Genomic DNA, 24,552 nt, shown 5'->3' on the forward strand with positions numbered 1-24,552 from the left:
CCCACCCCCGAAGGGACACCACCATGCAGAAGAACGACACCGCGCTCGACACCCTGCTCGACGGCGTCAACCACTACGTCGCCGGCGACGAGGCGATCTTCGACGACGCGACCGCGGGCTACGACGAGGCCGCGATCACCCCGGGCACCTGGACGATCGTCGCCGGCTCCTCCTCGCCCTGCGGCGTCTCCGTCGGCAGCGTGATCAGCTCCGTCGTCGGCACCGTGAAGACCGGCTGCTGAGCCACCCCGACACCCAGCGGTAGGACGCGCCCGGGCCGAATGGCCCGGGCGCTTCGTCGTGGCGGGGCCGTCGGGCTGGAGCGGGCGCGTCGTCCTGCGGGCGGGTGCTCAACGCCCCGTCACGTACCTCGTGAGGACCACCCCGCCCGCGAACGTCCGGGTCTCCACCAGGGTCAGGTCCACCCAGGCGTCCAGCGTGGGGAAGAACGGCGTGCCGCCGCCCAGCAGGACCGGCGCGGTGGCCAGCACGTACTCGTCGACCAGCCCGGCCCGCACGGCCGCCCCGGCGAGCGTGGCGCCGAGGATGTCCATCGGGCCGCCGTCCTCGGCCTTCAGACGCGCGATCTCGGCGACGGCGTCGCCGGTGACCAGCCGGGCGTCGCCGTCGACCCGGTCGAGCGTCGAGGAGAACACCACCTTCGGCATCGCCTTCCAGCGGCGGGCGTACGCGACCTCGGCCGGCGTGACGCCGGGTTGCTGGTCGGCGGTGGGCCAGTGCGAGCTCATCGTCTCCCACATCCGACGCCCGTAGAGCGCCAGGCCCGTCGCCGCCACCCGGTCGGACCACCACTGAAACAGTCCGTCGCACGGCACGCTCCAGCCGAGGTCGTCGCCGGGCGCGGCGACGTAGCCGTCGAGGCTCACGTTCATGGCAAAGGTCAGGGTCCGCATCGCGTCAGTCTTCCGTCGGTCGGGTCCGTCGTCCTACGGACCGGGGGAGCGCACGGAAGTCATCGGCGCGGGCCGCAGTGGACCCGTCGCGTCGGAACCCACCCCGACGAGGCGGCGCCTGCGCGCCGCGCTCGGTCGTCCCGCCGCCGCGCGCCCCAGGGACGGTCCGTCGGCGGGCCGGCCGACCGCAGCCTCGGGCCCCGCGAACCGCCGACGCCTACGCCGCGGCGTGGAAGCCCGCCGCGACGTCCGTCAACAGGCGGTCCAGGCGCGGGCCGCCGCGGGGGACGAACGGGTTGAGCAGGAGCTCGTCGACGCCGGAGGCCGCGGCGTGGGCGCGGAGGGCCTCGCCGATGCCCTCGGGCGTGCCGTGGACGATCGCCCCGGCCGCCAGCAGCGCGCGCACGGCGTCGGCCGCGGGCGCGTCGGTGGGGATGCCCAGGGACTGCTCGATCATCGCGCGGTAGTGCGGCAGCCGCAGATGAGCGCCCGCGCCCTGCTCGAGCACGGTGGCGGCCTCGGACGGATCCTCGGTGACCGCGGCGTGGACGACGGCGCGCATGCGCGGCGCCTCGACCCCCGCCTTCCGCGCGGCCTCGGCCGCGGCGGGAGCCAGCTCCTCGCGGATCCACGCCGGGGGCGTCAGCCACGTGACGCCGAAGTCGGCCCCGCGGCCGGCGGCCCGTGCCATGCCGCGGCGCAGCACGCCGAGGCCGACCTCGATCTGCCCCGGCCGGATCCCGTCGAGCGGCGGCAGCGAGAAGGACGCGCCGGGGTAGCTCGCGGAGTCCTCCATCCGGCCGCCGCCCACCATGGCCCGCACGGCGGCGGCGAAGTCGCCCGCGGCGGTGCCGGGGCGCTCGTAGGGCTGCAGGCCGAGCGCCCCGATGACGCGGGGCTCGCTGACCCCGAACGCGCCCGCGACGGGCTGGCCCGAGAGCGCGGCGACCGTCCGCAGGCTCGTCGCGGCGAGCGCGGGGTGCTGCAGCGGGGTCAGCGAGACGGCGGTGCCGAACCCGACGCCCGGCACCTTCGCCGCCACGTAGCTCAGGACGCCGAAGGACTCCAGCGCGAGCGACTGGCCGATCCAGAGCCGGCGCAGCCCCGCCGCGCGGACCGCGGTGGCGGCGGCGACGAGCGGCGTCGGGGAGTTCGGCTGCGTGGCGTGGAAGAAGGAGAGGTCGGCCATGTCAGGAGCGGTCGGGGACGGGGAGGGGCGCGGCGTCGTCGGCGCCCATCCGCTCCTCCAGCATGGGCAGCAGCGTCATGAGCGGCGCGGCGACGTCCGCCGCGCCCGAGCCCGCCGCGCTGCGTCCGCGCTGGGGCGCGGCGACGGCCACGCCGCGGTGGCGGAGCAGAGCCAGGTGCTCGCGGAGCGTCGGGCTGTGCTCGAGCGCGCCCGGAGGCAGGGACGGCGCCAGGGCCACCGGGGCGGGGGTGCACTGCAGCGCCAGCAGGAGCGGCGTGTCGGCCAAGCCCTGCGCGTAGCGGGCGATGAAGTGGACGGTGGCGGGGTGGACGGCGACGGCGTCGCACCACTCGGCCAGCTCGACGTGGCCGACGCCGCCGTCCCAGTCGTCGAGCTCGACCTCGCGGCCGAGGATGGCGCTCACGGCCTCCGGGGCGACGAACCGGCGGGCGGAGCGCGTCAGGATCACGCGCACCTCGAGCTCCGGGTGGGTGCCGCGCAGCCAGTTGAGCCAGAACGGGAGGAAGGCGACGCCGAGCGAGCCGGTGCCGACGAGCGCGAGGCGCCGGAACGACAGCGGCTGCGGCGGGGTGGGGTCGGGAAGCACGATCTCGGCCTCAGCGCCCGACGACGGCGGCCTTCTGCTCGGCGGCCTCGCGGCGCGCCGACAGTCGGGAGCCCGACTCGCGGCGCGCCATCCGCCGGAGCATCAGGGGGGCGAGGAGCGCGCCGACGGCGCACCAGGCGGCGAGGACCGCGGCGACGACGGGCAGCTGCCAGCCGTCCGTGCCCTGCCGGGCCAGCGCGGCGTCGGGCAGCAGCGCCGCCCGGATCCCCTGCGCCATCCACTTCAGCGGGAACGCGTCGGCGACGGCTTGCACGGCGGCCGGCATCGCGGTGACGGGGAACATCACCCCGGAGATCGCGAAGAGCACGCCCGCGGGCAGCAGCGCGTACATCATGCCCTCGCGGGCGTTGGGCAGGACGGTCCCGATCGCTGCGCCCAGCAGCGTGACGGCGGTGAAGCCGAGCAGGACGACCCACGCGAGCACGGCGACGTCGCCGACGGTCGACGGCAGCGGCATCCCGGTGGCGAGCGTGCCCGCGATCAGGGTGCCGACCACGGTGGCGACGGTGACGGCGGCGCAGAAGAGCAGCTTGCCGACGAGGTAGGCCGTCAGCCCGCCGCGGAGGGTGCGCATGCGCAGGACGGTGCCGTCGTCGCGTTCGGCGACGACCATCTGGGGGACGTTCAGCATCCCCGCGAAGAAGAGCGAGGCCGCGACGAACCCGGAGACGACGTACCAGGCCATCGGCACGGAGCCCCCGGGGGCGGCCTGGTCGGCCAGGCGCCCGGCGACCACCACGACGACGACCATCCCGAGGATCTGCGCCCACAGCTCGCGCGGCGAGCGCAGCAGCATCCTCAGCTCGAGCCGCGCGCGGTCGACGCCGGCGCCCAGAGCGCCGCTCATGCCGTCACCTCGTCCTCGCGCACGGTGCGCAGATAGACGTCCTCGAGCGTGGCGCGGCGGACCTCGAGGTCCTCCACGTCGATCGGCAGCTCCCGGACGAAGCGGTTGGGGTCTTCGGTGCGGACGGCGTGGCGGCCGCGTTCGTCGCGCCAGCGCACCTCGGCCTCGCGGCCCAGCGAGGCGGCGAGCTCGCCGGCGGTGGCGTCGCGCACGACGCGGCCGTCGACGAGGATCGCGATGCGGTCGGCGAGGCGCTCGGCCTCGGCCAGGTCGTGCGTCGTCAGGAGCACGGTCACCTCCTCCTCGGAGACGAGCCGCCGGAGCAGCTCGTGGAAGTCGTGGCGGGCGGCGGGGTCGAAGCCGCCGGTGGGCTCGTCGAGCAGCAGCAGGTCCGGGCGGCCCAGGATCGCCATGGCGACGTCGAGCCGCCGACGCTGGCCGCCGGAGAGCTTTCCGGCGGGCTGGGTCGCCTGGTCCCCGAGCCCGACGAGCTCGAGCGTCTCGGCCGCGCCCCGCGGGTCGTCGTAGAAGCGGCGCAGGTGCTCGAGCAGCTCGAGGGGACGGAAGCGGCCGTGGTCGCGCCACTGCTGGATGACGATCCCCAGCCGGGCGCGCCAGGCCTCCGACGCGGTCGCGGGATCCTCGCCGAGCACCCGCACGTGGCCGTCCGAGCGGTGGCGGAAGCCCTCGAGGACCTCGATCGTCGTGGTCTTGCCGGCGCCGTTGGGCCCGAGCAGCGCGAGGCACTCGCCGCGCTGGATCTCGAGCTCGACGCCGCGCAGGACGTCGCGATCGCCGTAGCGCATCCGCAGGTCGCGGATCTCGACGGCGGGACCGGTGGGGGCGGGGGACGCGGTCACACCCCGCACCTCACCAGCCGCCGTGACGCCCGGCCAGGGCACTTCACCCGTTCGGGTGAGGCGCGGGCGGGAAGATCGTCCGGGCGGGCGAAGCGCCTCGGGGGCCCCGGCGGGCATCGTGCCGGACCATGCACGACGTCGCGCAGCCGCCCGCGGAGCAGGCCTTCGAGCAGGGCACGCGCCGCCGCGCCGTGCGGGTGGAGCAGCACGGCCGCCGGTTCGACGTCGTCCACCGCTGGCACGAGACGCCGGAGGGCTTTGCCCGTCCGGAGCTGCCCGCGGCGTTGTCAGCGCTGCCCGAGGACGGGCCGTTCCTGTTCCGGGCCCCCGCGGATGATCGGACGGACGCGGACGCCGGCTCGAGCACGAAGGCGAACGCCACGCCCGACCCCGAGGCGGGTTGGCGCTACCGCGACGTCGGCGCCCTGGGGGTCTTCAATCTGTTGCGCGCGGCGGAGCAGGGCTCGGACGTGCTCGAACGGGCCTTGGCCGCGACGGGCCGTGCCCTGCGCCTGGCGCACGCGCAGCCCGCGCAGGGCGGCCCCGCCGCCCACGCCCGGCTCGACCGGATGCGGGCCGTCGCCGCCGGCGCACCCGGATTGCCCGCCCGCGAGGCCCGCGCGGGCTGGCGGGCCGACGTCGGTGCCGCCCGGTGGGACGCACTCGGCGCCCGCCTGGACGAGGTCGCCGTCGCCCGGCCGACGTGGATCCTCGGCGACGCCGCGATCGCCGGCCTGCGGTGGCGGCCCCCGGCGCAGCTCGTCGTGCTCGTCGACGGCCACGCGGGGCCGGGGGTCGCGGCGGTCGACGTCGGGTTCCTGCTCGGGGAGCTGCTGGAGCTGGCGGTCGGGGCACGGGAGGACGCGCCGGCGACCGCGGCCGGCCTGCGACGCGCGGCCGCGGCGCTGCTCGACGCGTCCGGGTGCACCGGAGTGGACGAGCGCCGCCACGTCGCCACGGTCGCCGCCTGGCGTCCCCTGCTCCACGCCGTCGACTTCTGCGCCTACGTCGGCGCTCCCGACGAGCACGACGCGGTCGCCGGGTACGGCCGGCTGGCCGCCGAGGTGGGCGCCGAGGCGGAGGCGCTGGTCGACGCGACCTGACCGGCCAGCCCGCAGCGCCCTCAGCCCGCCCGCTGCGCGCGGAAGGACCGCAGCCGCAGCGAGTTGCTGAGCACGAAGACGCTCGAGAACGCCATCGCGGCTCCCGCGAGCACCGGGTTGAGCAGACCCGCGATCGCCACCGGGATGAGGACGACGTTGTAGGCGAACGCCCAGAAGAGGTTGCCCCGGATGGTGCGCAGCGTGCGGCGGGAGAGCCGGATCGCGTCCGCGGCGCCGCGTAGGTCGCCGGAGACCAGGGTCAGGTCCGAGGCCTCGATCGCCACGTCCGTCCCGGTGCCGATCGCGAGGCCGAGGTCGGCCTGGGCCAGCGCGGGGGCGTCGTTGACGCCGTCGCCGACCATCGCGACCACGCGCCCCTCGGCCTGCAGCCGGCGCACGACGGCGACCTTCTCCGCCGGCAGCACGTCGGCGATGACCTCGTCGATGCCGACCTCGGCCGCCACTGCCCGCGCGGTCTGCGCGTTGTCCCCCGTCAGCAGCACGGGGCGCAGGCCCAGGTCCAGCAGCATGGCGACGGCTTCGCGGCTCGTCTCCTTCGGGGTGTCGGCCACGACGAGCAGGCCGCGGGCCCGGCCGTCCCATCCGACGGCGACCACCGTGCGGCCGTGGGCCTGCTGTGCGTCGAGCTCGGCGCGCAGCGCGTCGGGCAGCGGCATCGCCCAGTCCTCCAGGAGCGCGGGGCGGCCGGCGACGACGGCGTGGTCGTCGACGATCCCCTGGACGCCGCGACCCTCGTGGTTGGCGAAGGCCTCGACGGCGGGCAGGGCGGAGCCGACGTCGCCCGGGGTCGAGGCGGCCGGCCGGGCATCGACCGCGACGGCGCCCCCGGCCGCGGCATCCCGAGCGGCAGCCGCGATCGCCCGCGCCACGGGGTGCTCCGAGGCCGCCTCGAGCGCCCCCGCGATCCGCAGCACCGCATCGGGGTCCTCGCCGTCCGCGGGCACGACGGCCGTCAGCCGCATGCGCCCCGTGGTGACGGTGCCGGTCTTGTCGAGCACGACCGTGTCGACCTGGCGGGTGGACTCGAGCACCTCGGGCCCCTTGATCAGCAGGCCGAGCTGCGCCCCCCGTCCCGTGCCGACCAAGAGCGCGGTCGGCGTGGCGAGCCCGAGCGCGCAGGGGCAGGCGATGATGAGGACCGCGACCGCCGCGGAGAACGCGTAGGCGACGCTCGATCCGTCGCCGAGCCAGAACCCGAGCGTCGCGGCGGAGAGCAGCAGGACGATGGGCACGAAGATCCCCGAGATCCGGTCGGCCAACCGCTGCACGGGGGCCTTGCCCGTCTGGGCGTCCTCCACGAGCTTCGCGATCTGGGCCAGCGCGGTGTCGGAGCCCACGCGGGTGGCGCGGACGACGAGCCGCCCGCCCGCGTTGGTGCTCGCCCCGACGACGGTGTCACCCGGCGCCTTCTCGACCGGCACGGACTCGCCCGTCAGCAGGGACTCGTCGACGGCGGAGCGACCCTCCTCCACCGCACCGTCCGTGGCGATCCGTTCGCCCGGGCGCACGACGAAGCGGTCTCCGGCGCGCAGCGCGTCGATGGGCACGAGCCGCTCGGAACCGTCGGCGTCGAGGACGGTGGCGTCCTTGGCGCCCAGGGCCATCAGGGCGTGCAGGGCCGCGCCGGCGCGGCCCTTCGCGCGGGTCTCGAAGTAGCGCCCGGCCAGGATCAGCGTCGTCACGACGCCGGCGGCCTCGAGGTAGATGTGGTCCGTCGCCGCCGCGCGGTCGGGGACGAGCTCGAAGGGCATCGTCATCCCGGGCTCGCCTGCGCCGAGGAAGAAGAGCGCCACGACGCTCCACGTCCACGCCGCGAGCGTGCCGACCGAGATCAGCGTGTCCATCGTCGCCGTGCCGTGGCGCAGGTTGCGCCAGGCGGCGCGGTGGAACGGCCAGCCGGCCCAGAACACCACCGGGGTGGCGAGCTGGAGCGCGAGCCACTGCCAGTACTCGAACTGCAGGGCCGGGACCATCGAGATCAGGAGCAGCGGCACCGAGAGGAGCGCCGAGCCGATCAGACGCCGCCGCAACGCCGCGGCCGGGTCCGGAGCGTCGGCGGCGGGGGCCTCGTCCGCCGGCAGCGTCGCGTGGTAACCCGCCGCCTCGACCGCGCCGACGAGGTCCTCGGGGGTGGCGACGTCCGGGTCGAACCGCACCGCTGCCTTCTCCGTCGCGTAGTTGACGGTGGCGGACACGCCGTCGAGCTTGTTGAGCTTGCGCTCGATGCGGTTGGCGCAGGCGGCGCACGTCATGCCCTCGACGGGCAGCTCGAGCTGCTCGAGGCGTGCGGTCGTGGTGCTCATCGGTCGACCTCCACGGTCAGCGACGCGGTGCGGACCACGCCGCCGGTGCGGAACTGCAGGAACAGGGGGTAGCGGCCGGCGCTGGGGAACGTGGCCCGGAACGGGATCTCCCCGTCCGCGGCGTCCTCCTCGGGGTGCACGTGGAGGTACGCCAGGTCGCCCTGCCGCAGCGCCACGAGGTGCCCGCGGGCGCCGAGGTAGGGCTGCAGGTCCCGGACCGGGCGGGCGCCGCGGGTGACGCGGAACCGCAGGGTGCCCTCGCGGCCGGCGCGGAGGCGGCCGGCGTCGAGCGAGACCGAGAAGCCGTCCACGCCGGTGGAGCGGCGGACCGGGGCCGGCGAGGCCGGCGGCGGAACCGTCCCGGGCACCAGCAGCTCGAGCCCGAGCGTCCGCCGGACCCCGTCGATCGTGAAGTCGGCCAGGACGCGATAGCTCCCGGGTGTCTCCACCCGCAGCGGCGTGCGCCACGTGCCGTCGGGTGCGCGGCGCGGGTGGAGGTGCTGGAACCCCGTCGCGTCGCGTCGCACCACGATGAGGTGCAGCTCGCGCTCGGACTCCACGTCGTAGCCCCCGCGGACGGGCCGGCCGTCGGGCCCCAGGATGCGGAAGGCGAGGGTCGACGGCTCGCCGGCCCGCACGTCGTCGGGCTCGAGGACCAGCGTATAGCCGTCCTGGGTGCTGGCCAGGCCCCCGGGGAGCGCCGCCGCGGCCGCCGGCTCGTGGACCGCGCCGTGCCCGTCGGCGCGCGGCCCACCGGCCGTGCCGTCGGTGGGGTCGATGAGCGCACCGGCGGCCGCGGCGGCACCGAAGGCGGCGACCAGGGCGGCGGAGAAGGCGGCGAGCTTGGTGGGGACGTTCATGGGCGGGGCCTGACGGGCGGTCGGGGGCGACGGGTCCCCGACCCAACGGTAGACGGTCGGCGGGCGGAGCCCGCGTCGTCGCCTCCGATACGGCCGGGGGGTATCTCTCGGCTCGACCGTAGCACACCCCCCGGGGGTATTGAACTCGCGGGCTGGACGGGGTTCGTCCCCCGAACTCCTCACCGAACGACGGTCCAGGACGAAGGACCCGTGGGAGCAGCACGCGGCGCCGCTCACCAGCCTGCGCGAGGACCAGCGCGTGAGGCGCTTCGCGCCGATCGCGCGGGAGAGCACGGCCGGGATCTCGAACCCCAGCGCGTTCCGCACCCACGTCGAGGTCCGCCCGGGCAGGCATACCCACGCGGCCAAGAGCGTGGGGGACGAGGACCTCGAGAACCCGAGCCCCGGCCCGTTCTGGCTGGCCCGCGGGTTCCACGTCCGCTGACCCGAGCCCCGGCCCCGGCGCGCGCGGGACGCCACAGGCCGGGGCGCCCGGGGTCGTCGGGCACGCCGGGTGCGCCCGGCACGCCCGGCCCCCGGCGTCCGTCAGCCGGCGAGGTACTGCTCGAGGTGCTGCCCGGTCACCGACGACGCGGCCTTCCAGCCCGCGACGAGGTCGGCCGGCGGCCCCTCGAAGACGATCCGCCCGCCGTCGTGGCCGGCGCCGGGACCGAGGTCGATGATCCAGTCCGCGTGCGCCATCACCGCCTGGTGGTGCTCGATGACGACCACGGAGCGGCCCCCGTCGACGAGCCGGTCCAGCAGCGCCAGGAGCTGCTCCACGTCGGCGAGGTGCAGGCCGGTCGTCGGCTCGTCGAGGATGAGGACGGGAGGCGCGTCGGAGGTCTTCTCGACCATCCGCGCGGCGAGCTTGAGGCGCTGGCGCTCGCCGCCGGAGAGCGTCGTGAGCGGCTGGCCGAGGGCGACGTAGCCCAGGCCGACGTCCTGCAGCCGCGCCAGGATCTTGTGCGCCGCGGGAATCTTGGCGTCGCCGTCGGCGAAGAACCCCACCGCCTCGGCGACGGGCATCGCCAGGACCTCGCTGATGTCCTTGCCGCCGAACCGGTGCTCGAGGACCGCGGCCTGGAACCGCTTGCCCTCGCACTCCTCGCAGACCGCCGCGACGCCGGCCATCATCGCCAGGTCGCTGTAGATCACGCCCGCGCCGTTGCAGACGGGGCAGGCGCCGTCGGAGTTCGCGGAGAACAGCCCGGGCTTCACGCCGTTGGCCTTCGCGAACGCCTTGCGGATCGGCTCGAGCAGCCCGGTGTAGGTGGCCGGATTGCTGCGGCGCGAGCCCTTGATCGCGGCCTGGTCGACCGTCACGACGCCGTCCCGGCCGGAGACGGAACCGCCGATGAGCGAGCTCTTGCCGGAGCCGGCGACGCCCGTCACGACGGTGAGCACGCCGAGCGGGAGGTCGACGTCGACGTCCTGCAGGTTGTTCGCGCTCGCGCCCCGCACCTCGAGGACGCCCGTCCGCTCGCGCACCTCCGCCTTGAGCGCCACGCGGTCGTCGAGGTGACGGCCGGTGATGGTGTCGCTGTCCCGGAGCCCCTCGAGGCTGCCCTCGAACACGATCTCGCCACCCGCGGTGCCGGCGCCAGGGCCGAGGTCCACGACGTGGTCGGCGATCGCGATCGCCTCGGGCTTGTGCTCGACGACGAGCACCGTGTTGCCCTTGTCCCGCAGTTGCAGCAGCAGGCGGTTCATCCGCTGGATGTCCTGCGGGTGCAGGCCGATCGTGGGCTCGTCGAAGACGTAGGTGACGTCCGTGAGGGAGGAGCCGAGGTGGCGCACCATCTTGACCCGCTGCGCCTCGCCGCCCGACAGGGTGCCGGAGGAGCGATCGAGGCTGAGGTAGCCCAGACCGATCTCGACGAACGCGTCCACGGCGTGGCGGATCGCCCCCAGCAGCGGGCCGACGGACGGGTCGTCGATCCCGCGCGCCCACGCCGCCAGGTCGCTGATCTGCATCGCGCTGACGTCGGCGATGCTCAGCCCGTCGATCTTGGAGGAGCGCGCCTCCGGGCCCAGCCGGGTGCCGTCGCACTCCGGGCAGACCGTGAACGTGATCGCGCGGTCGACGAACGCCCGGATGTGCGGCTGCATCGCCTCCCGGTCCTTCGAGAGGAACGACTTCTCGATCTGCGGGACGAGCCCGAGGTAGGTCAGGTTGATCCCGTCGATCTTGACCTTCGTGGCCTCGCGGTGGAGCAGGTCGTGCCACTCGCGCTTGTTGAAGTCCTTGATCGGCTTGTCCGGATCGAAGTAGCCGCACCCGCGGTAGATCCGCCCGGACCACCCTTCCATCGTCACGCCGGGGATCGTCAGCGCCCCGTCGTTCAGCGACTTCTCCTCGTCGAACAGCGCGGTGAGGTCGAAGTCGTTGACCCGGCCCATGCCCTCGCAGCGCGGGCACATGCCGCCGACCCGCGAGAACGTCGCCTTCTCCGTCTTCGTGCGGTCGCCGCGTTGCACCGTGAGCGCGCCACTGCCGCTCATGGAGGCGGAGTTGAACGAGAACGCGCCCGGGCCGCCGATGTGGGGAACACCGAGCCGGCTGAACAGGATCCGGAGCATCGCCCCGGTGTCCGTGACCGTGCCGACGGTCGAGCGCGGGTTCGCGCCGATCCGCTCCTGGTCGACGATGATCGCGGTCGTCAGGCCCTCGAGCACGTCGACGTCGGGCCGGGCCAGTGTCGGCATGAACCCCTGCACGAACGCGCTGTAGGTCTCGTTGATCAGCCGCTGCGACTCGGCGGCGATCGTGCCGAAGACGAGGGAGCTCTTCCCCGAGCCAGACACGCCGGTGAAGACCGTCAGCCGTCGCTTGGGGATCTCGAGGCTGATGTCCTTCAGCGTGTTCTGCCGCGCGCCCTGCACGCGGATCCGGTCGTGGCTGTCGGCCGCGGGCGACGTCCGATTCCCGCCCGCCTCGGTCGGCGCGTCCGTGCTCGTGGGGGTGCTCATGGGGTCAGCGGGGCTCCTGGATGCGGATCATGTTTCCCGAGGGGTCCCGGAACGCGCAGTCGCGCACGCCGTAGGGCTGGTCCGTCGGCTCCTGGACGACCTCGGCGTCGCCGGCCTGCAGGCGCGCGAAGACCCCGTCGACGTCGTCCGTGGCCAGGTTGACGCTGGCGAACGTGCCCTTGGCCATCATCTCGGCGACGACCTTCCGCTCGTCGTCGGTCATGCCCGGCGTGGCCTCCGGCGGGTAGAGCACGATGGACGTGCCCGGCTGCTCCGGGGGACCGACGGTGATCCAGTGCATCCCGCCGTACTCGACGTCGGCGCGCACCTCGAAGCCGAGCGTGTCGCGGTAGAAGGCCGTCGAGACCTCCGCGTCGTCGTGGGGCAGCATGGTCTGGAAGATCGTGAGGCTCATGGGACGAACCTATGCGGGGTCGGGGACACGCGCTTCTCGATTCCTGATCGGTCGGGTGATCTGCTTGGCGACGCACGGCGCCATGCCCACCGTCGCCCCGGCCGCCTCACGCCGGTAGACGCTCGGAGGCACGCCGACGAGCTCGGTGAACCGCGTGCTGAACGTGCCCAGGGACGAGAAGCCGACGGCGAAGCAGGCCTCGGTGACGCTGTGGTCGCCGGCCCGCAGCAGCGCCATCGCCCGCTCGATGCGGCGGGTCATGAGGTACGAGTACGGCGACTCGCCGTAGGCCTTGCGGAACTGCCGGCTGAGGTGCCCGGCCGACACGTGCGCGCCGCGGGCGAGCGCCTCCACGTCGAGCGGCTGGGCGTACTCGCGGTCGATCCGGTCGCGCACCCGACGCAGACGGGCGAGATCGCGCAGGTGCTCGGCCCGGGCGGGATCGGTGCTCACGAGCGCGATCGTGCCACAAACGCCCCGGCCGAGCACGGTGTACATGCCGGACGCGGACACCGTGCGTCCGCGGATCCGTACGGGCGCCCGTTCGTCGCGCGGGCCGCCGCCCGGGGTCCGCCACGCCGGCGGTCCCCGCCCTCACGCCTGCAGCGCCAGGCGCGCGAACGCGTCCACCATCGGCCGCGCCTCGCCCTCGCGGTGCAGCAGCACGAGCTCGCTGGTCACGCGGGTCTCGTCGAGGGCGACGCAGGCGACGTCGTCCGTGGCGATCCGGCGCACGCAGGCGGGGGCGATCGTCACGCCGAGGCCCGCGCCGACGAGTCGCAGGATCGTGAGCCAGTGCGAGGCCTCGTGGGCCACGGTCGGACGGAACCCGTGCTCCTCGCAGAGGGTCAGCGGCTTCTCGAACGCCCGCACCCCGCCGCTGCGCGGCGGGGACACGAACGGCGTGCCCTCGAGCGCGGCGACGGAGACGGAGGCGTCGCCCGCGTGCGGGTGGCCGGCGGGCAGCACGGCCACGAACGGCTCGTCGGTCAGCGTGGTGGCGACGAGCCCGCCGGTCGGCTCGGGGTCGCGCACGATGCCGAGGTCGACGTCCCCCGCCAGGAGCCCCGCGATGACCTGCGAGGTGTGCGACTCGTGCAGCCGCAGCTGGACGCCGGGATAGGCGTCGAGGTGGCGGCGGAGGATGCCCGGGAGCGTGGTGAGCGTGGCCGAGCCGACGAACCCGACGTTGAGCAGCCCCGTCTCGCCGCGGCCGATGGAGCGGGCCTCGTGCACGTCGGCCTCGACGTTGCGCAGCGTGCGGCGGGCCCGGTCCAGGAACGCGGTGCCCGCGGCGGTCAGCCGCACGGACCGCGACGTGCGGGCGAGCAGCTCGCAGCCCACGGCCTCCTCGAGCCGCCGGATCGCCTGGGACAGCGGCGGCTGGGCCATGTGCAGGCGCTCGGCGGCGCGGCCGAAGTGCAGCTCCTCGGCGACGGCCACGAAGTAGCGGAGGTGCCGGAGCTCCACATCCATACGCCGAGCGTATAGATGGAGACCAACGGGATACTGGACCTCTGGATCGCGACGCGCTGCAATGGAGCCATGGAGATCGAGGTCAGGCCGATGCGCACCGCCGAGGACGCCGAGGCGTTCCGGCGGCTCAATCTGGAGTGGATCGGGGCGCACTTCGTCGTCGAGGAGCGGGACCGGCAGCAGCTCGCCGACCCGGTGGCCGCGTACATCGAGCCGGGCGGCGAGATCCTCGTGGCCGAGCTCGACGGCGTGGTGGGTGGGTGCGTGGCGATCGTGCCCGACGGCACCGGGGCCTACGAGCTCTCGAAGATGGCGGTCGCCCCCGAGCTCCGCGGCCACGGTGCCGGGCGACGGCTGCTGAACGCCGCGGTCGACCGGGCCCGTGAGCTCGGGGCCACGTCGCTCTTCCTCGGCAGCTCCACCGGCCTCGAGGCCGCCGTGCACCTGTACGAGGCGGTCGGCTTCCGCCACGTCCCGCGCGAGAGCCTCCACATGCCCTACGCGCGGGCGTCGGTGTTCATGCGGATGGAGCTGACGCCCGCGCCGGCGACGGCGGGCGACGCCGGGGTTGCCCGCTGAGCGGGTCCGTGGTCTCCTTCCCCGGGTGTGTGAGCGCCCGCGGGAGCCGAATCGCCCTGGGCCGCGCCCGTGATGCCCCTGCTCTTGTCGACGGTCTGCACCGCGGCGCTCGCCGTCGGCGCGGGTCGTCTGGCCCGGCAGGCGTGGGGGTGGGGCGACGCGATGCCCGCCCGGTTCATCGGACTGGAGAACCTGTACCGGATCGCGCCCGCGATGACCCTGTTCTGCGGCGGGCTGGCCGCGTTCTTCGGGTTCCTCGCGCTGACCCACCGGGCGCTGAACGCGGACGGCGGCGCGGCGACGTGGCAGCTCGTCGTGGTCGCGCCGGCCGGCGTGGTCGCGGCGGTCGGCTGCCTCTCCGTCCTCACCATCCCGTCCTGGGACCGCCCGCGGCTGCTGATTCCCCCGGCGCTGCGGGGCGGGCAGTCGCGGGTGCGTGACGAGCCCTTGGCCGCCGTGCCGCGTTCCGCCGCCCACGGCGTCGACGGGTCCGTGCCGGACGACGTGGACGCCCGGCCGTGGCGGCGCGGCGAGGACCCGCGGTTCGCCGGCGACCGCGAGCGGCGTCGCCGGCGCGAGCTCGCCGTGGCGATGTTCACCGTCCCGATGCTGTTCGCAGCAGTCGGCACGGTCCTCGGCGCCGGGGCCCGCGGCGACGGCGGGATCGTCTCCCCGCAGCTCGCCTTCGCGTCCTTCGTCGGCGTGGGCGCGGCGCTGTGCACCTACGGGGCGCTGATCCTCACGCGCCGGCTCCCGTCGGTCCTCCACGGCGCGATCCCGCGACGCACGGCCGGGCTCGCGGTGCTCACGGTGGGCGCCGGGGCGTTCGCCGTCGGCGCGGCCGCCGCGGGGGACGTCGTCCCGATCGTGGCCGCAACGGTCGGCTCGGTGGCGCTCTGCGCGCTGGCCGCCCGCGTGACGCGATCGGACGCACGGGCGGCCGGCGCCCTGCCGAGGGTCGCGGCCCTCGTGCTCGGCGCCGTGCTCTGGAGCACCGTCGTCGTGCTGGTGCTTCCGTAGGTCGTCGCCGGCCCGCCCGTGCCCCGTAGGCTGCGCGGCGTGCCGCCGCCTTGGGCCCGCGTGACGGAGCGATCCGTGGGCCGTGGTCGGGCGCCGCGTAGGGTGCGGTCATGGACGTGGCCGTGGTGGGTGGGGGAGTCGTCGGGCTGAGCGTCGCCGAGGCGCTCGCCCGCCGGGGAGCGGAGGTCGTCGTACTGGACGCCGGCGCGTTCGGCGCCGGTGCCTCCGCCGGCAACGCGGGGTGGGTCACCCCGGCGCTCACCGCCCCGGTCCCGGCGCCGGGCACGATGCGTCAGGCCGCCCGCTGGGCGCTGGACCCGGCCAGCCCGCTGCTCGTCCGGCCGAGCCTGCGCCCCGACTTCCTGCGCTGGAGCCTCCGGTTCTGGCGGAGCACGTCCGACGCGGGCTACGCGGCGGGCATGACGGCGCTGACCGCGTTGGCGACCCGCATCCTCGACGACTACGACCGCCTGGAGGACCTCGGCGTCGCGTTCGAGCACCACCGCGACGGGCTGCTCTGCGTCGGCCGAAGCGCGCACGCCGTCGCTGAGGAGCTCGCGACCCTGCGCGAGACGGCAGGCTGCGGCTACGCCGGGGCGATCGAGCCGCTGAGCCGGGACGAGGTGCTGGCGCAGGAGCCCGCGCTGCAGGCCTCCGCCGTCGCGGGCGGCATCCGCCTGCCCGCGGAGCGCCACGTCCGCCCCGAGAGCCTGGTCCGCGGGCTGGCGGCGCACCTGCGCGGGCGCGGCGTGGCCCTGCACGAGGGCGCGCGGGTCGACCGGCTCGAGGCCGTCCGTGGGCGGTGGCGCGTGCATCTCCCGGGCGCCGGGCCGCTCGACGTGGACAACGTCGTCGTCGCGACGGGCTGGGAGTCCGCGGCGCTGCTCGCTCCCCACGGCGTCCGGCTGCCCATGCAGGGCGGCAAGGGCTACAGCGTCACGGTGCCCGCACCGTCGCTCGTACCGCGGAGCCCGATCTACCTGCTCGAGGACAAGGTGGCGGTGAGCCCGTACGAGGGCGGACTGCGGCTGGCGGGGACGATGGAGCTCGGCTCGCGGTCCTCCGATCTGAACGACCGCCGGGTGGGCGCGATCGAGGCCGCCGGAGAGCGCGCGCTGGGGGACTGGTCGGCCGCGGGGGCCCAGCGGTGGGCGGGCTTCCGCCCGATGCTGCCCGACGGCTTGCCGGCGATCGGCCCCGTGCCCGGCCGGCCGGGCCTGCACGTCGCCACGGGCCACGCGATGCTCGGGGTGACGCTCGGTCCCACGACGGGCGAGGTGCTGGCCCCGACGGTGCTCGACGGCCGGCCGTCCCTCGAGCTGGCGCCGTTCTCGCCCGCGCGGTTCGGCAACCGGGCGGTGCCGCTGCGCCGGCGGCGCCGCGGGGCCGTCCGGGGCGGCGGGGCCGACCGGCCGGCCGCGGCCGCCCGCTAGGCGGACGGCGCGGGGCCGCGCCCCGCCGCCGGTAGGGTCGGCCGCACCCCGCGGACGATTCGTCGGCGTCCGTCCCCCACGCAGGAGCCTGCCGTGTCCCCCTCCACGTTCCCCGTCCTCGACGGGCACCACGACGCCCTGACCCGCCCGTCGGCCGGGGACCTCGCGACGGGCCGACCCGACGGCCACTTCGACCTGCCGCGCGCGGCGCGCGGCGGGGTGGTCGCCGCGTTCTGGGCCGTCTGGTGCGACGGGCCCGGCTCGGACCCCGTGCCCGACGAGGGCCCCGACGGCGCGTGGTCCGTGCCGCTGGCGCCGGAGGTCGGCCACGCCGACGGTGCGGCGCAGGCCACCCAGGCCGCCGGACGGCTCCTCGCGCTCGAGCGCGCCGGCCACCTGCGGGTCGCCCGCGACGTCGGCGACCTCGACGCCGCGGCCTCCGGCGGACCGCACGCGGCGATCCTCCACCTCGAGGGCGCCGAGGCGATCGACCCCGGCCTCGAGGCGCTCGAGCTCTGGTACGCGGCGGGGCTGCGGTCCGTCGGTCCCGTGTGGAGCCGGCCGACGGCGTTCGGCGACGGCGTCGCGTTCCGCTTCCCGTCGAGCCCCGACACGGGTGGCGGCCTGACGGACGCGGGGCGGGCGCTCGTCCGCCGGTGCAACGCCATGGGGATCCTCGTCGACCTGAGCCACCTGACCGCCCGCGGGTTCGCGGACGTCGCGGCGGTCACGGACGCCCCGCTGGTCGCCACGCACTGCGGCGCGCACGCCGTCACCGCCGCGTCGCGCAACCTCACGGACGACCAGCTCGACACCGTCGGTGCGACGGGTGGCCTGGTCGGCGTGCCCTACATCGTCGACTTCGTCCGGCCGGACGGTCAGAACGACGCCGACACGCCCCTCTCGGCCGTCGTGGCCCACGTGCGCCACATCGCCGACCGCATCGGCGTGGACCACGTGGCGCTGGGCTCCGACTTCGACGGCGGGACCGTCCCCGAGCCCCTGGGCGACGTGGCCGGCGTCCCGCGGCTCCTCGACGCCCTGCGCGAGGACGGGTTCACCGACGACGAGGTGCGGCGGATCGCCTGGGAGAACTGGCGGCGCGTGCTCGGGGCGACCTGGCGCTGACCGGGGCCGCCTGCCGGCAGGCGCGGGAGCGGGTGCAACCCACCGCTCCATGCCCAATGTATAGCGCACACGGAGCCCTCATGAGGTCGCGACGGGTGCCCCATACTCGCCCGTCGCATGGCCAGGAACGACCGAAGCGGGGAGCGGAAGATGCGCTGGACGGAGCACGCGGTGGTGATCGCCGGGGGAGGCCCGGCGGGGATGATGCTGGGGGCCGAGCTGGCCCTGGCGGGGGTCGACGTCGCGATCGTGGAGCGACGGCCGGACCACGAGTTGGCCGGCAACCGCGCCGGCGGGTTCCACACGCGGACGATCGAGGTCCTGGACCAGCGCGGGGTGGCGGACCGGTTCCTCGCGGAGGCGACGCTGCACCAGGCCGTCCCCTTCGGGACGACGATGCTCGACATGCGCGACCTGCCGACGCGCCACCCGTACTTCGTGGGCATCTGGCAGGCGCAGATCGAGCGGATCATGGCCGACTGGCTCGCCGAGCTGCCCGTGCGGATCTACCACGGATGCGAGGTGACGGGACTCGCGCAGGTCGACACCGGCGTCGACGTGGCGTTGGCGGACGGCGGGACGCTGCGGGCGGGGTACCTCGTCGGCTGCGACGGCGGACGGAGCCTGGTGCGCAAGGCCGCCGGGATCGCGTTCCCGGGGTGGGACGCGACACGCAGCAACCTGATCGCCGAGGCCCGGACCACGGAGGAGCCGCCGGCCGGCATGCGCAACGACGCCTCGGGCGTGCACGCGATCCAGATCCTCGACGACGGCCGGGTCCGGATCGTGACGACGGAGCGCGAGGTCCGCACGGGGGCGGCGCCCACGCTCGACGACGTGCGCGCGGCGCTCGTGGCCGTGTACGGCTCGGACTTCGGCCTGCACGACCCCACGTGGGTCTCGCGCTTCACCGACGCCACGCGCCAGGCCGCGAGCTATCGCGCCGGCCGCGTGCTGCTCGCCGGCGACGCGGCGCACGTCCACTACCCGGCGGGCGGGCAGGGCCTGAGCCTCGGGGTCCAGGACGCGGGCAACCTGGGGTGGAAGCTCGCCCAGGTGGTCCGCGGGATCTCGCCGGAGAGCCTGCTGGACACCTACCACGCGGAGCGTCACCCGGTCGGTGCACGGATCCTGCGCCACACGATGGCCCTAGGGGCGATGCAGCGCCGGGACGACCGCACGGACGCGCTAGTCGGGCTGGTCTCGGAGCTGGCGGAGCTCGACGAGCCGCGCCGTCGCCTGGTGACCACGAGCTCGGGGCTCGACATCCGCTACGACCTCGGGGAGGGCCATCCCCTGCTCGGCCGCCGCATGCCCGACCTCGACCTACTGACCACCGAGGGACCGGTACGTACCTACGAGCTGCTGCACGACGCGCGGCCCGTGCTGCTGAACCTCGGCGCTCCGGGCGCGCTCGACCTCGGCACGTGGTCCGGACAGGTGCGGCTCGTCCAGGCGACCTACGCGGGGGAGTGGGTGCTCCCGGTGCTCGGCGTGGTGCCCGCCCCGAGTGCTGTCCTGATCCGCCCCGACGGGTACGTCTGCTGGGCGGGAGATGGCTCGGAGGAAGGGCTCGGGGACGCGTTGGCCGCGTGGTTCGGGATGGGTCCCACGGGATGAACGGCCAGGTGGACGCTGACCGACGACCGGCAGCGTCCCCGGTCGCGGCGGATGCTCGGGGTGATCGCGCGAGCGTGACCACGACTCACGCCGGCCCCAATGTCGAGAGTCGCCGTCCCGCTCCGCTCATAGGGTGAAGGGCCCCGAGACGCGCGGCCCCCGAGATCAGGAGATCACCATGCCGAAGTACCTGCTGCTCAAGCACTACAGCGGTGGCCCGGAGCCGCATCACCCGTTCGCGACCATGGACCAGTGGGCGCCGGAGGACGTCGACGCCCACATGGCGTTCCTGCGCAACGTGGCCGCGATGCTGCGCGAGAGCGGCGAGTACGTCGACGGTCAGGCGCTCACGCAGAAGCAGACGTGGGTGCGCTACGGCGGCCCGGATGCCGCCCCGGTCACCACGGAGGGCCCCCTGCCGGAGACGAACGACCTCGTGGCGGGCTGGTACATGGTCGACGTGGCGTCGTACGAGCGCGCGGTCGAGCTCGCGGCGTACATCTCGTCCGAGCCGGGGCCGGGCGGGGGGCCGCTCTACGAATGGATCGACGTACGCGAGGTCATGTCCGGTACCCCCGCTGAGGCCTGACCGCCGTGCCGGACGCTCCCGCAGGGCGACGGGACGGCGTGCCGCCCGAGGCCGCCCTGCGGGCGCTGGTCCCGCGGGTCCTCGCGGGCCTCGTCCGACGCGGGGAGGACTTCCACGACGCGGAGGAGGCGCTGCAGGAGGCCCTGGTCGAGGCGCTCCGCGTGTGGCCGGCGCATCCGCCGGACGACCCGCGGGCGTGGCTGGCGACGGTCGCGACGCGGCGGCTCGTCGACGCGCGCCGGGCCGCCACCGCGAGGCGCCGGCGCGAGGAGCAGGTCGACGCCGAGCCGCGACCCGCGCCGTCGACCGAGGTGGGCGACGACACGCTGTTCCTGCTCTTCTGCTGCTGTCATCCCGACCTGGCCCCGACGTCGCAGGTCGCGCTGACGTTGCGCGCGGTCGGCGGCCTGAGCACCCGCGAGATCGCCGACGCGTTCTACGTGCCGGAGGCGACGATGGCCCAGCGGATCAGCCGCGCCAAGCGGACGCTGCGTGGGCAGCGACTCGACCGGCCCGGTGACCTTGCGGTGGTGCTGCGGGTGCTCTACCTGATCTACACGGCCGGTCACGCGGGACCGGCCGCCCGGATCGACCTGGCGGAGAGGCGATCCGCCTGACCCGCCAGCTGACCCATGTCACGGACGAGCCCGAGGCACGCGGCCTGCTGGCGCTCATGTTGCTGAACCACGCGCGGTCCCCGGCGCGGTTCGACGTCGCGGGCCTCCTCGTCCCGCTCGACCGCCAGGACCGCACGCTCTGGAACACGGCGCTGATCACCGAGGGCGTCGCGGCGCTGCAGTCCGCGTTGGCCGCCCAGACGGACGAGCGGCCGCCGGGCCGGCACCAGATCGAGGCGGCGATCGCGGCCCTGCACGACGACGCGGCCACCGCGGACGAGACGGACTGGACGCAGATCCTCGGGTGGTACGACGACCTCGTCGCCCTCACCGGCGACCCGGTGCGCGAGGACCCGGCGGCGGTGCTCGGGCGGTCCGTCGCCGTGGGCCACGTCCTGGGCGCCGCGGCCGGGCTGCGCGAGATCGACCGCCTGCGCGAGGGGATGGGGGACCGGCACCGCTGGCACGCCGTCCGTGGCTATCTGCTCGAGCTCGGCGGCGAGCTGCCCGCCGCGGCCGACGCGTACGCCGAGGCCGCGCACCGGGCCACGAACATCGCGGAGCGCGACCACCTGGTGCGGCAGGCGGCGGCGATGCACGCCGACGCGGGATGAACGCCGGGGCGCGGGGTGGCCGCGACAACCGAGCGGCCCACGCGCGCCGTGCCTAGGCGAACAGCCCCGCGGTCGCGACCTCGACCCGCCGGCGGGCCGCGTCGGCGTCGTCGCCGAAGCGGTCGACGCCCCAGGAGAGCACGGTGACGAGCTCGAACGTCTCGTCGACCGTGACGGGGTCGGGGACCGCGCCCGCGGCCTTCGCCGCGTCGAGCAGCCCGCCCGTACGGGCGCGGAGCGGGTCGCAGGCCGAGGCCACCGGCGAGTCCGGGTCACGCCCGGCGCCGGCCACGCACGCGGGCAGGTCGTGCCACGTGCGCAGCTGCCACGTCAGGTGCACGAGCCACTCCGCCAGCGCCTCGCGGGGCCCGAGCGTCGCCGCCAGCTCGTCCGCGTCGACCAGCGCCGCCTCGATGCTCGACTCCAGGACCGCGGCGAGCAGGTCGTCGCGTGTCGGGAAGTTCCGGTAGAGCGTCGCGTTGCCCACGCCCGCACGCAGGGCGATGCCGTCGAGCGAGGCGAGGACGCCCTCGTCCTCGAAGGTCTCCCGCGCCGCCCGCAGGATCGCGTCGCGGTTGCGCTGGGCGTCGGCGCGCAGGGGTCGCGGCGCGTCGGCTTCGGCGGTTCGGGCAGGGGTCATGGCACGGGTCCTTGACAAACTGGGGAGTCTCCCCACATACTCTTTCCGGGGAACATCCCCACTTGACGGAGGAGAATAGATGAGCCAGTCGCTCAACGGTCGGATCGTGCTCGTGACGGGGGCGAACGGCGGACTCGGCGAGCCCCTCGTGCGCCAGGCGCTCGAGCGCGGCGCCGCGAAGGTCTACGCCGCCGCGCGCCGCCCGAAGGAGTGGGGGGACCCGCGGATCGAGCCGCTGCGACTCGACATCACCGACCTCGACCAGGTCGCCCGCGCCGCGGAGACCGCGTCCGACGTCGACCTCGTGGTCAACAACGCCGCGATCGCGCCCGCCGGAGACCGGATCACGGGGCCGGAGGACGAGCTCCGCCGGATCTTCGAGACGAACGTCTTCGGCAACCTGCGCGTGGCCAACGCCTTCGCGCCGGTGCTGGCGGCCAACGGCGGCGGCACGCTGCTGAACGTCCTCTCCGCCGCTGCCTGGATCCCGGTGCCCACCGGCTACGCGATGTCGAAGGCCGCGATGTGGTCGGCGACCAATGCCCTGCGCCTCGAGCTCCGCGGGCAGGGCACGGACGTCATCGGCCTGCTCGTCGGCATGATCGATACGCCGATGTCGGCGGAGTGGGAGGTGCCGAAGGTCAGCCCCCGGAGCGTCGTCGACCAGGCCTACGACGGGGTGGCGGAGGGCGCCTTCGAGGTGCTCGCGGACGACGACACCCGAGGCCTGAAGAGCGGGCTGGGCACGCCGGCCGAGCAGCTGTACCCGCCGCTGCACGAGCAGCTGGAGTGGTTCACCGCCTGAGCCCGGGCCGGTCTGGCCGACCCGCGCCTGCGTGCCCGCGCCGACCCGCGTCGGGAGCGTCGTGCGAGCATCCCGTCCGTGCCGAAGTCACCCGCACCGTCCACATGCCCGTGCGGCTCCGGCGAGCCCTACGCGGCCTGCTGCGGTCCCTTGCACCGCGGCCGCGTCACCGGCCTCGTGACGGCCCCGACCGCCGAGCGGCTGATGCGGTCCCGCTACAGCGCGTTCGCCCTCGGGGAGCGTGACTACCTGCTCCAGACGTGGCACCCGTCGACCCGCCCGGCGTCCCTCGAGCTCGACGACGACCTGGAATGGCGCCGGCTCGAGATCCTCGGGACCACGGCCGGCGGCGAGCGCGACCTGGCCGGAACCGTTGCGTTCGCCGCGCACTTCTGGGACGCCTCGAGCCGCCGGGCTGGCCGACAGCCGGAGAACAGCGCCTTCGTGCGTGAGGCCGGCCAGTGGTTCTACGTCGGTCCGACGCCCGGCACGCCGTCGTAGTCGGCCAGCGCGGCCTCACCGGTCACCTCGTACTCGAGGATCGCCAGGCCCGATGGAGTGATCCGGTGCTCGGTGAGGCGGAGGCCGACGCCGGCCGTCCCGGTCAGCAGGCGCCGTCCCTGACCGACGACCACGGGCGCAACCACGACGCGGAGGACGTCCACGAGGCCGGCGTCCAGCAGCGACGCGGCGAGGCGCGCGCTCCCGTGGACCTGCAGCTCGCGCCCCGGCTGCGCCCGCAGGGCGCCGACGGTCTCGGTGAGTTCGCCGCGCAGCACGGTGGTCGGCCCCCAGCTGCCCCCGGCCAGCGTGCTGCTGACCACGTACTTCGGCAGCGCGTTCATCCGCCGGGTGAACGGGTCGGGCTCCTCGATCGCCGGCCAGTCGCGGGCGAACGCCTCGTACGTGCGACGGCCGAGCAGCAGCCCGTCAGCGCGGTCGAGCCACTCCGACGCCTGCGCGACGAACGCCTCGTCGAGGTGCGGGACGAACCAGCCGCCGCGCGTGAACCCGTCGCTCGCGTCCTCGTCGGCGGACCCGGGGCCCTGCGAGACCCCGTCGAGGCTGACGAACTCGACGACGGCGACCCTCACGAGACGGCCCCGCTCTCGGCCAGGGCCGCCAGCGCCGCGGTGACGGAGCCCCAGCCGTCGAAGAAGCCGAGCTGCTCGTGGCGGTCGCGGGCGGCGGGGTCGCCGTGGCGCACGATCGCGCGGTAGTCCGTGCCGTCGGGGTGGTCGGCGAGCGTGATCTCGGCGGTCATCGACACCGGGGCGGGCGGCGCGGGCCGCCAGGCGCTGTCGATCGCGTTGGTGAACACGATCCGCTCGTCGGCCTCGACGAGCAGGAAGATCCCGTCGGTGTGGGGGACGAACGCCTCGCCGTCGTCGCTCATGCTCGTCACGAAGGCGCCGCCCGGGCGCACCTCGAGTCGGTCGACGCGGGAGACGGTCGGCGCGGGCACCCACCAGCGCGCCAGCAGGTCGGGGTCGGTCCACGCGCGCCAGACACTGCGGCGCGGGGCGCGGATCACGCGCTGCAGCGTCAGGTCGAGGGTGGGGTCGATGGTGCTCATGCGTGCTCCCTGGGGTCGGTGACGAGACGCTCGAGGCGGTCGGTGCGGCCCTCCCAGAGGCGCCGCTCCTCCGCCAGCCAGTCGTCCACGAGCGCGAGCCGGTCGCGGTCGAGCACGCACGTGCGCACCCGCCCCGTCTTGCTCGTCGTGATCAGCCCGCTCTCCTCGAGAGCGCGGACGTGCTTCATGAACGACGGCAGGGTGATGGGGACGTCGGCGGCCAGCTCGCCCACGCTGGCGGGCCCGGCGCCGAGGCGGTGGATCACGATGCGCCGCGTCGGGTCGGCGAGCGCGGCGAAGACGTCGCCCAACGGGTCATGCTTAGCCATGTGGCGAAGTATC

General features: G+C 75.2%; 26 protein-coding genes and 1 pseudogene. 12 read left to right on the top strand and 15 right to left on the bottom strand.

Annotated features, from left to right (window positions below; all coding sequences use genetic code 11):
- Positions 1-23 precede the first annotated feature (23 nt).
- The gene (locus F593_RS0113705; RefSeq protein WP_022929318.1) at positions 24-242 is read left to right on the top strand and encodes a hypothetical protein; all 219 of its coding nucleotides are present in this window, start codon (positions 24-26) and stop codon (positions 240-242) included.
- A 108-nt stretch (positions 243-350) separates the two neighbouring features.
- On the opposite strand, the gene F593_RS0113710 is transcribed toward F593_RS0113705, so the two are convergent.
- The 5 genes from F593_RS0113710 to F593_RS25285 all read right to left on the bottom strand — a co-directional run bounded on the left by F593_RS0113710 (position 351) and on the right by F593_RS25285 (position 4,438).
- Positions 351-914 (bottom strand): dihydrofolate reductase family protein, encoded by a 564-nt coding sequence (locus F593_RS0113710; RefSeq protein ID WP_022929319.1) that lies wholly within the window; start codon positions 912-914, stop codon positions 351-353.
- A 217-nt stretch (positions 915-1,131) separates the two neighbouring features.
- Positions 1,132-2,103 (bottom strand): LLM class flavin-dependent oxidoreductase, encoded by a 972-nt coding sequence (locus F593_RS25275; protein ID WP_022929320.1) that lies wholly within the window; start codon positions 2,101-2,103, stop codon positions 1,132-1,134.
- A gap of 1 nt (position 2,104) precedes the next feature.
- Positions 2,105-2,710, bottom strand: coding sequence for a flavoprotein (locus F593_RS25280; RefSeq protein WP_022929321.1), 606 nt, complete (start codon positions 2,708-2,710; stop codon positions 2,105-2,107).
- A 10-nt stretch (positions 2,711-2,720) separates the two neighbouring features.
- Complete coding sequence (locus tag F593_RS0113725; protein WP_022929322.1) at positions 2,721-3,578, bottom strand: ABC transporter permease; 858 nt, start codon at positions 3,576-3,578, stop codon at positions 2,721-2,723.
- Positions 3,575-4,438, bottom strand: coding sequence for an ABC transporter ATP-binding protein (locus F593_RS25285; protein ID WP_033207506.1), 864 nt, complete (start codon positions 4,436-4,438; stop codon positions 3,575-3,577). The genes F593_RS0113725 and F593_RS25285 overlap by 4 nt, the downstream gene beginning before the upstream one ends.
- A 128-nt stretch (positions 4,439-4,566) precedes the next feature.
- Here F593_RS25285 and F593_RS29945 point away from each other — a divergent pair, with 128 nt between their 5' ends.
- Positions 4,567-5,541 (top strand): hypothetical protein, encoded by a 975-nt coding sequence (locus F593_RS29945; RefSeq protein WP_022929324.1) that lies wholly within the window; start codon positions 4,567-4,569, stop codon positions 5,539-5,541.
- A gap of 20 nt (positions 5,542-5,561) precedes the next feature.
- On the opposite strand, the gene F593_RS0113740 is transcribed toward F593_RS29945, so the two are convergent.
- The gene (locus F593_RS0113740; RefSeq protein WP_022929325.1) at positions 5,562-7,865 is read right to left on the bottom strand and encodes a heavy metal translocating P-type ATPase; all 2,304 of its coding nucleotides are present in this window, start codon (positions 7,863-7,865) and stop codon (positions 5,562-5,564) included.
- Entirely contained in the window at positions 7,862-8,725 is an 864-nt protein-coding gene (locus tag F593_RS0113745) for a hypothetical protein (RefSeq protein WP_022929326.1), read from the bottom strand. The genes F593_RS0113740 and F593_RS0113745 overlap by 4 nt, the downstream gene beginning before the upstream one ends.
- Before the next feature lie 259 nt (positions 8,726-8,984).
- Between F593_RS0113745 and F593_RS0113750 the strand changes: the two genes are divergently transcribed.
- Positions 8,985-9,170: a hypothetical protein gene (locus tag F593_RS0113750; RefSeq protein ID WP_022929327.1), complete on the top strand. Its 186-nt coding sequence runs from the start codon at positions 8,985-8,987 to the stop codon at positions 9,168-9,170.
- A gap of 101 nt (positions 9,171-9,271) precedes the next feature.
- Here the strand turns inward: F593_RS0113750 and F593_RS0113755 are convergent, their stop codons facing one another.
- The 4 genes from F593_RS0113755 to F593_RS0113770 all read right to left on the bottom strand — a co-directional run bounded on the left by F593_RS0113755 (position 9,272) and on the right by F593_RS0113770 (position 13,589).
- Complete coding sequence (locus F593_RS0113755; RefSeq protein ID WP_022929328.1) at positions 9,272-11,698, bottom strand: ATP-binding cassette domain-containing protein; 2,427 nt, start codon at positions 11,696-11,698, stop codon at positions 9,272-9,274.
- Between the two features lie 4 nt (positions 11,699-11,702).
- Positions 11,703-12,113 (bottom strand): VOC family protein, encoded by a 411-nt coding sequence (locus F593_RS0113760; protein ID WP_022929329.1) that lies wholly within the window; start codon positions 12,111-12,113, stop codon positions 11,703-11,705.
- 9 nt (positions 12,114-12,122) lie between these two features.
- Positions 12,123-12,611 (bottom strand): helix-turn-helix transcriptional regulator, encoded by a 489-nt coding sequence (locus F593_RS0113765; RefSeq protein WP_022929330.1) that lies wholly within the window; start codon positions 12,609-12,611, stop codon positions 12,123-12,125.
- Positions 12,612-12,707: 96 nt separating this feature from the next.
- Positions 12,708-13,589 carry a LysR substrate-binding domain-containing protein gene (locus F593_RS0113770; protein ID WP_022929331.1) on the bottom strand — a complete coding sequence of 294 codons (882 nt, stop codon included), beginning with the start codon at positions 13,587-13,589 and terminating at the stop codon, positions 12,708-12,710.
- Positions 13,590-13,658: 69 nt separating this feature from the next.
- On the opposite strand from F593_RS0113770, the gene F593_RS25290 reads away from it, so the two are divergent.
- From F593_RS25290 to F593_RS31205, 7 genes and pseudogenes are all read left to right on the top strand, one after another.
- Positions 13,659-14,168 carry a GNAT family N-acetyltransferase gene (locus tag F593_RS25290; protein ID WP_022929332.1) on the top strand — a complete coding sequence of 170 codons (510 nt, stop codon included), beginning with the start codon at positions 13,659-13,661 and terminating at the stop codon, positions 14,166-14,168.
- Positions 14,169-14,240: 72 nt separating this feature from the next.
- Positions 14,241-15,188, top strand: a complete 948-nt coding sequence (locus F593_RS0113780) for a hypothetical protein (protein ID WP_157251814.1) — start codon at positions 14,241-14,243, stop codon at positions 15,186-15,188.
- Between the two features lie 110 nt (positions 15,189-15,298).
- A complete protein-coding gene (locus F593_RS25295) occupies positions 15,299-16,621 on the top strand; it encodes an NAD(P)/FAD-dependent oxidoreductase (protein WP_022929334.1) in 1,323 nt (440 codons plus the stop codon).
- A 93-nt stretch (positions 16,622-16,714) separates the two neighbouring features.
- Positions 16,715-17,749, top strand: coding sequence for a dipeptidase (locus tag F593_RS0113790; protein WP_022929335.1), 1,035 nt, complete (start codon positions 16,715-16,717; stop codon positions 17,747-17,749).
- Between the two features lie 117 nt (positions 17,750-17,866).
- A complete protein-coding gene (locus F593_RS0113795; protein WP_028721679.1) occupies positions 17,867-19,369 on the top strand; it encodes an FAD-dependent monooxygenase in 1,503 nt (500 codons plus the stop codon).
- 178 nt (positions 19,370-19,547) lie between these two features.
- Positions 19,548-19,958: a YciI family protein gene (locus tag F593_RS0113800; protein WP_028721680.1), complete on the top strand. Its 411-nt coding sequence runs from the start codon at positions 19,548-19,550 to the stop codon at positions 19,956-19,958.
- A gap of 5 nt (positions 19,959-19,963) precedes the next feature.
- Positions 19,964-21,189, top strand: a pseudogene (locus tag F593_RS31205) (RNA polymerase sigma factor).
- A gap of 52 nt (positions 21,190-21,241) precedes the next feature.
- On the opposite strand, the gene F593_RS0113810 reads toward F593_RS31205, so the two are convergent.
- Positions 21,242-21,829, bottom strand: coding sequence for a TetR/AcrR family transcriptional regulator (locus F593_RS0113810; protein WP_022929338.1), 588 nt, complete (start codon positions 21,827-21,829; stop codon positions 21,242-21,244).
- A 79-nt stretch (positions 21,830-21,908) separates the two neighbouring features.
- On the opposite strand from F593_RS0113810, the gene F593_RS0113815 reads away from it, so the two are divergent.
- Together F593_RS0113815 and F593_RS0113820 are read left to right on the top strand one after the other, a co-directional pair.
- Complete coding sequence (locus F593_RS0113815) at positions 21,909-22,634, top strand: SDR family oxidoreductase (protein WP_022929339.1); 726 nt, start codon at positions 21,909-21,911, stop codon at positions 22,632-22,634.
- 78 nt (positions 22,635-22,712) lie between these two features.
- A complete protein-coding gene (locus tag F593_RS0113820) occupies positions 22,713-23,135 on the top strand; it encodes a YchJ family protein (protein WP_022929340.1) in 423 nt (140 codons plus the stop codon).
- Here F593_RS0113820 and F593_RS0113825 read toward each other — a convergent pair.
- Genes F593_RS0113825 through F593_RS0113835 form a run of 3 tightly spaced genes read right to left on the bottom strand, consistent with a single transcriptional unit; the run spans position 23,102 to position 24,539 of the window.
- Complete coding sequence (locus tag F593_RS0113825) at positions 23,102-23,728, bottom strand: dihydrofolate reductase family protein (protein ID WP_022929341.1); 627 nt, start codon at positions 23,726-23,728, stop codon at positions 23,102-23,104. The two genes, F593_RS0113820 and F593_RS0113825, sit on opposite strands and share 34 nt — an antisense overlap.
- Complete coding sequence (locus tag F593_RS0113830; protein ID WP_022929342.1) at positions 23,725-24,210, bottom strand: SRPBCC domain-containing protein; 486 nt, start codon at positions 24,208-24,210, stop codon at positions 23,725-23,727. The genes F593_RS0113825 and F593_RS0113830 overlap by 4 nt, the downstream gene beginning before the upstream one ends.
- On the bottom strand, positions 24,207-24,539 hold the full coding sequence (locus tag F593_RS0113835; RefSeq protein WP_028721681.1) for an ArsR/SmtB family transcription factor: 333 nt from the start codon (positions 24,537-24,539) through the stop codon (positions 24,207-24,209). The genes F593_RS0113830 and F593_RS0113835 overlap by 4 nt, the downstream gene beginning before the upstream one ends.
- Positions 24,540-24,552: the final 13 nt, after the last annotated feature.

The sequence above is a fragment of the Patulibacter americanus DSM 16676 genome (genome assembly GCF_000420025.1).
GTDB lineage: Bacteria > Actinomycetota > Thermoleophilia > Solirubrobacterales > Solirubrobacteraceae > Patulibacter > Patulibacter americanus.

Excerpts from the sequence above, each read along its gene's own strand:
- F593_RS0113705 (WP_022929318.1), top strand. The coding sequence starts at position 24 with ATGCAGAAGAACGACACCGCGCTCGACACCCTGCTCGACGGCGTCAAC.
- F593_RS0113710 (WP_022929319.1), bottom strand. The coding sequence starts at position 914 with ATGCGGACCCTGACCTTTGCCATGAACGTGAGCCTCGACGGCTACGTC.
- F593_RS25275 (WP_022929320.1), bottom strand. The coding sequence starts at position 2,103 with ATGGCCGACCTCTCCTTCTTCCACGCCACGCAGCCGAACTCCCCGACG.
- F593_RS0113725 (WP_022929322.1), bottom strand. The coding sequence starts at position 3,578 with ATGAGCGGCGCTCTGGGCGCCGGCGTCGACCGCGCGCGGCTCGAGCTG.
- F593_RS29945 (WP_022929324.1), top strand. The coding sequence starts at position 4,567 with ATGCACGACGTCGCGCAGCCGCCCGCGGAGCAGGCCTTCGAGCAGGGC.
- F593_RS0113740 (WP_022929325.1), bottom strand. The coding sequence starts at position 7,865 with ATGAGCACCACGACCGCACGCCTCGAGCAGCTCGAGCTGCCCGTCGAG.
- F593_RS0113745 (WP_022929326.1), bottom strand. The coding sequence starts at position 8,725 with ATGAACGTCCCCACCAAGCTCGCCGCCTTCTCCGCCGCCCTGGTCGCC.
- F593_RS0113755 (WP_022929328.1), bottom strand. The coding sequence starts at position 11,698 with ATGAGCACCCCCACGAGCACGGACGCGCCGACCGAGGCGGGCGGGAAT.
- F593_RS0113760 (WP_022929329.1), bottom strand. The coding sequence starts at position 12,113 with ATGAGCCTCACGATCTTCCAGACCATGCTGCCCCACGACGACGCGGAG.
- F593_RS0113765 (WP_022929330.1), bottom strand. The coding sequence starts at position 12,611 with ATGTACACCGTGCTCGGCCGGGGCGTTTGTGGCACGATCGCGCTCGTG.
- F593_RS0113770 (WP_022929331.1), bottom strand. The coding sequence starts at position 13,589 with ATGGATGTGGAGCTCCGGCACCTCCGCTACTTCGTGGCCGTCGCCGAG.
- F593_RS25290 (WP_022929332.1), top strand. The coding sequence starts at position 13,659 with ATGGAGATCGAGGTCAGGCCGATGCGCACCGCCGAGGACGCCGAGGCG.
- F593_RS0113780 (WP_157251814.1), top strand. The coding sequence starts at position 14,241 with ATGCCCCTGCTCTTGTCGACGGTCTGCACCGCGGCGCTCGCCGTCGGC.
- F593_RS25295 (WP_022929334.1), top strand. The coding sequence starts at position 15,299 with ATGGACGTGGCCGTGGTGGGTGGGGGAGTCGTCGGGCTGAGCGTCGCC.
- F593_RS0113795 (WP_028721679.1), top strand. The coding sequence starts at position 17,867 with ATGGCCAGGAACGACCGAAGCGGGGAGCGGAAGATGCGCTGGACGGAG.
- F593_RS0113800 (WP_028721680.1), top strand. The coding sequence starts at position 19,548 with ATGCCGAAGTACCTGCTGCTCAAGCACTACAGCGGTGGCCCGGAGCCG.
- F593_RS0113810 (WP_022929338.1), bottom strand. The coding sequence starts at position 21,829 with ATGACCCCTGCCCGAACCGCCGAAGCCGACGCGCCGCGACCCCTGCGC.
- F593_RS0113815 (WP_022929339.1), top strand. The coding sequence starts at position 21,909 with ATGAGCCAGTCGCTCAACGGTCGGATCGTGCTCGTGACGGGGGCGAAC.
- F593_RS0113830 (WP_022929342.1), bottom strand. The coding sequence starts at position 24,210 with ATGAGCACCATCGACCCCACCCTCGACCTGACGCTGCAGCGCGTGATC.
- F593_RS0113835 (WP_028721681.1), bottom strand. The coding sequence starts at position 24,539 with ATGGCTAAGCATGACCCGTTGGGCGACGTCTTCGCCGCGCTCGCCGAC.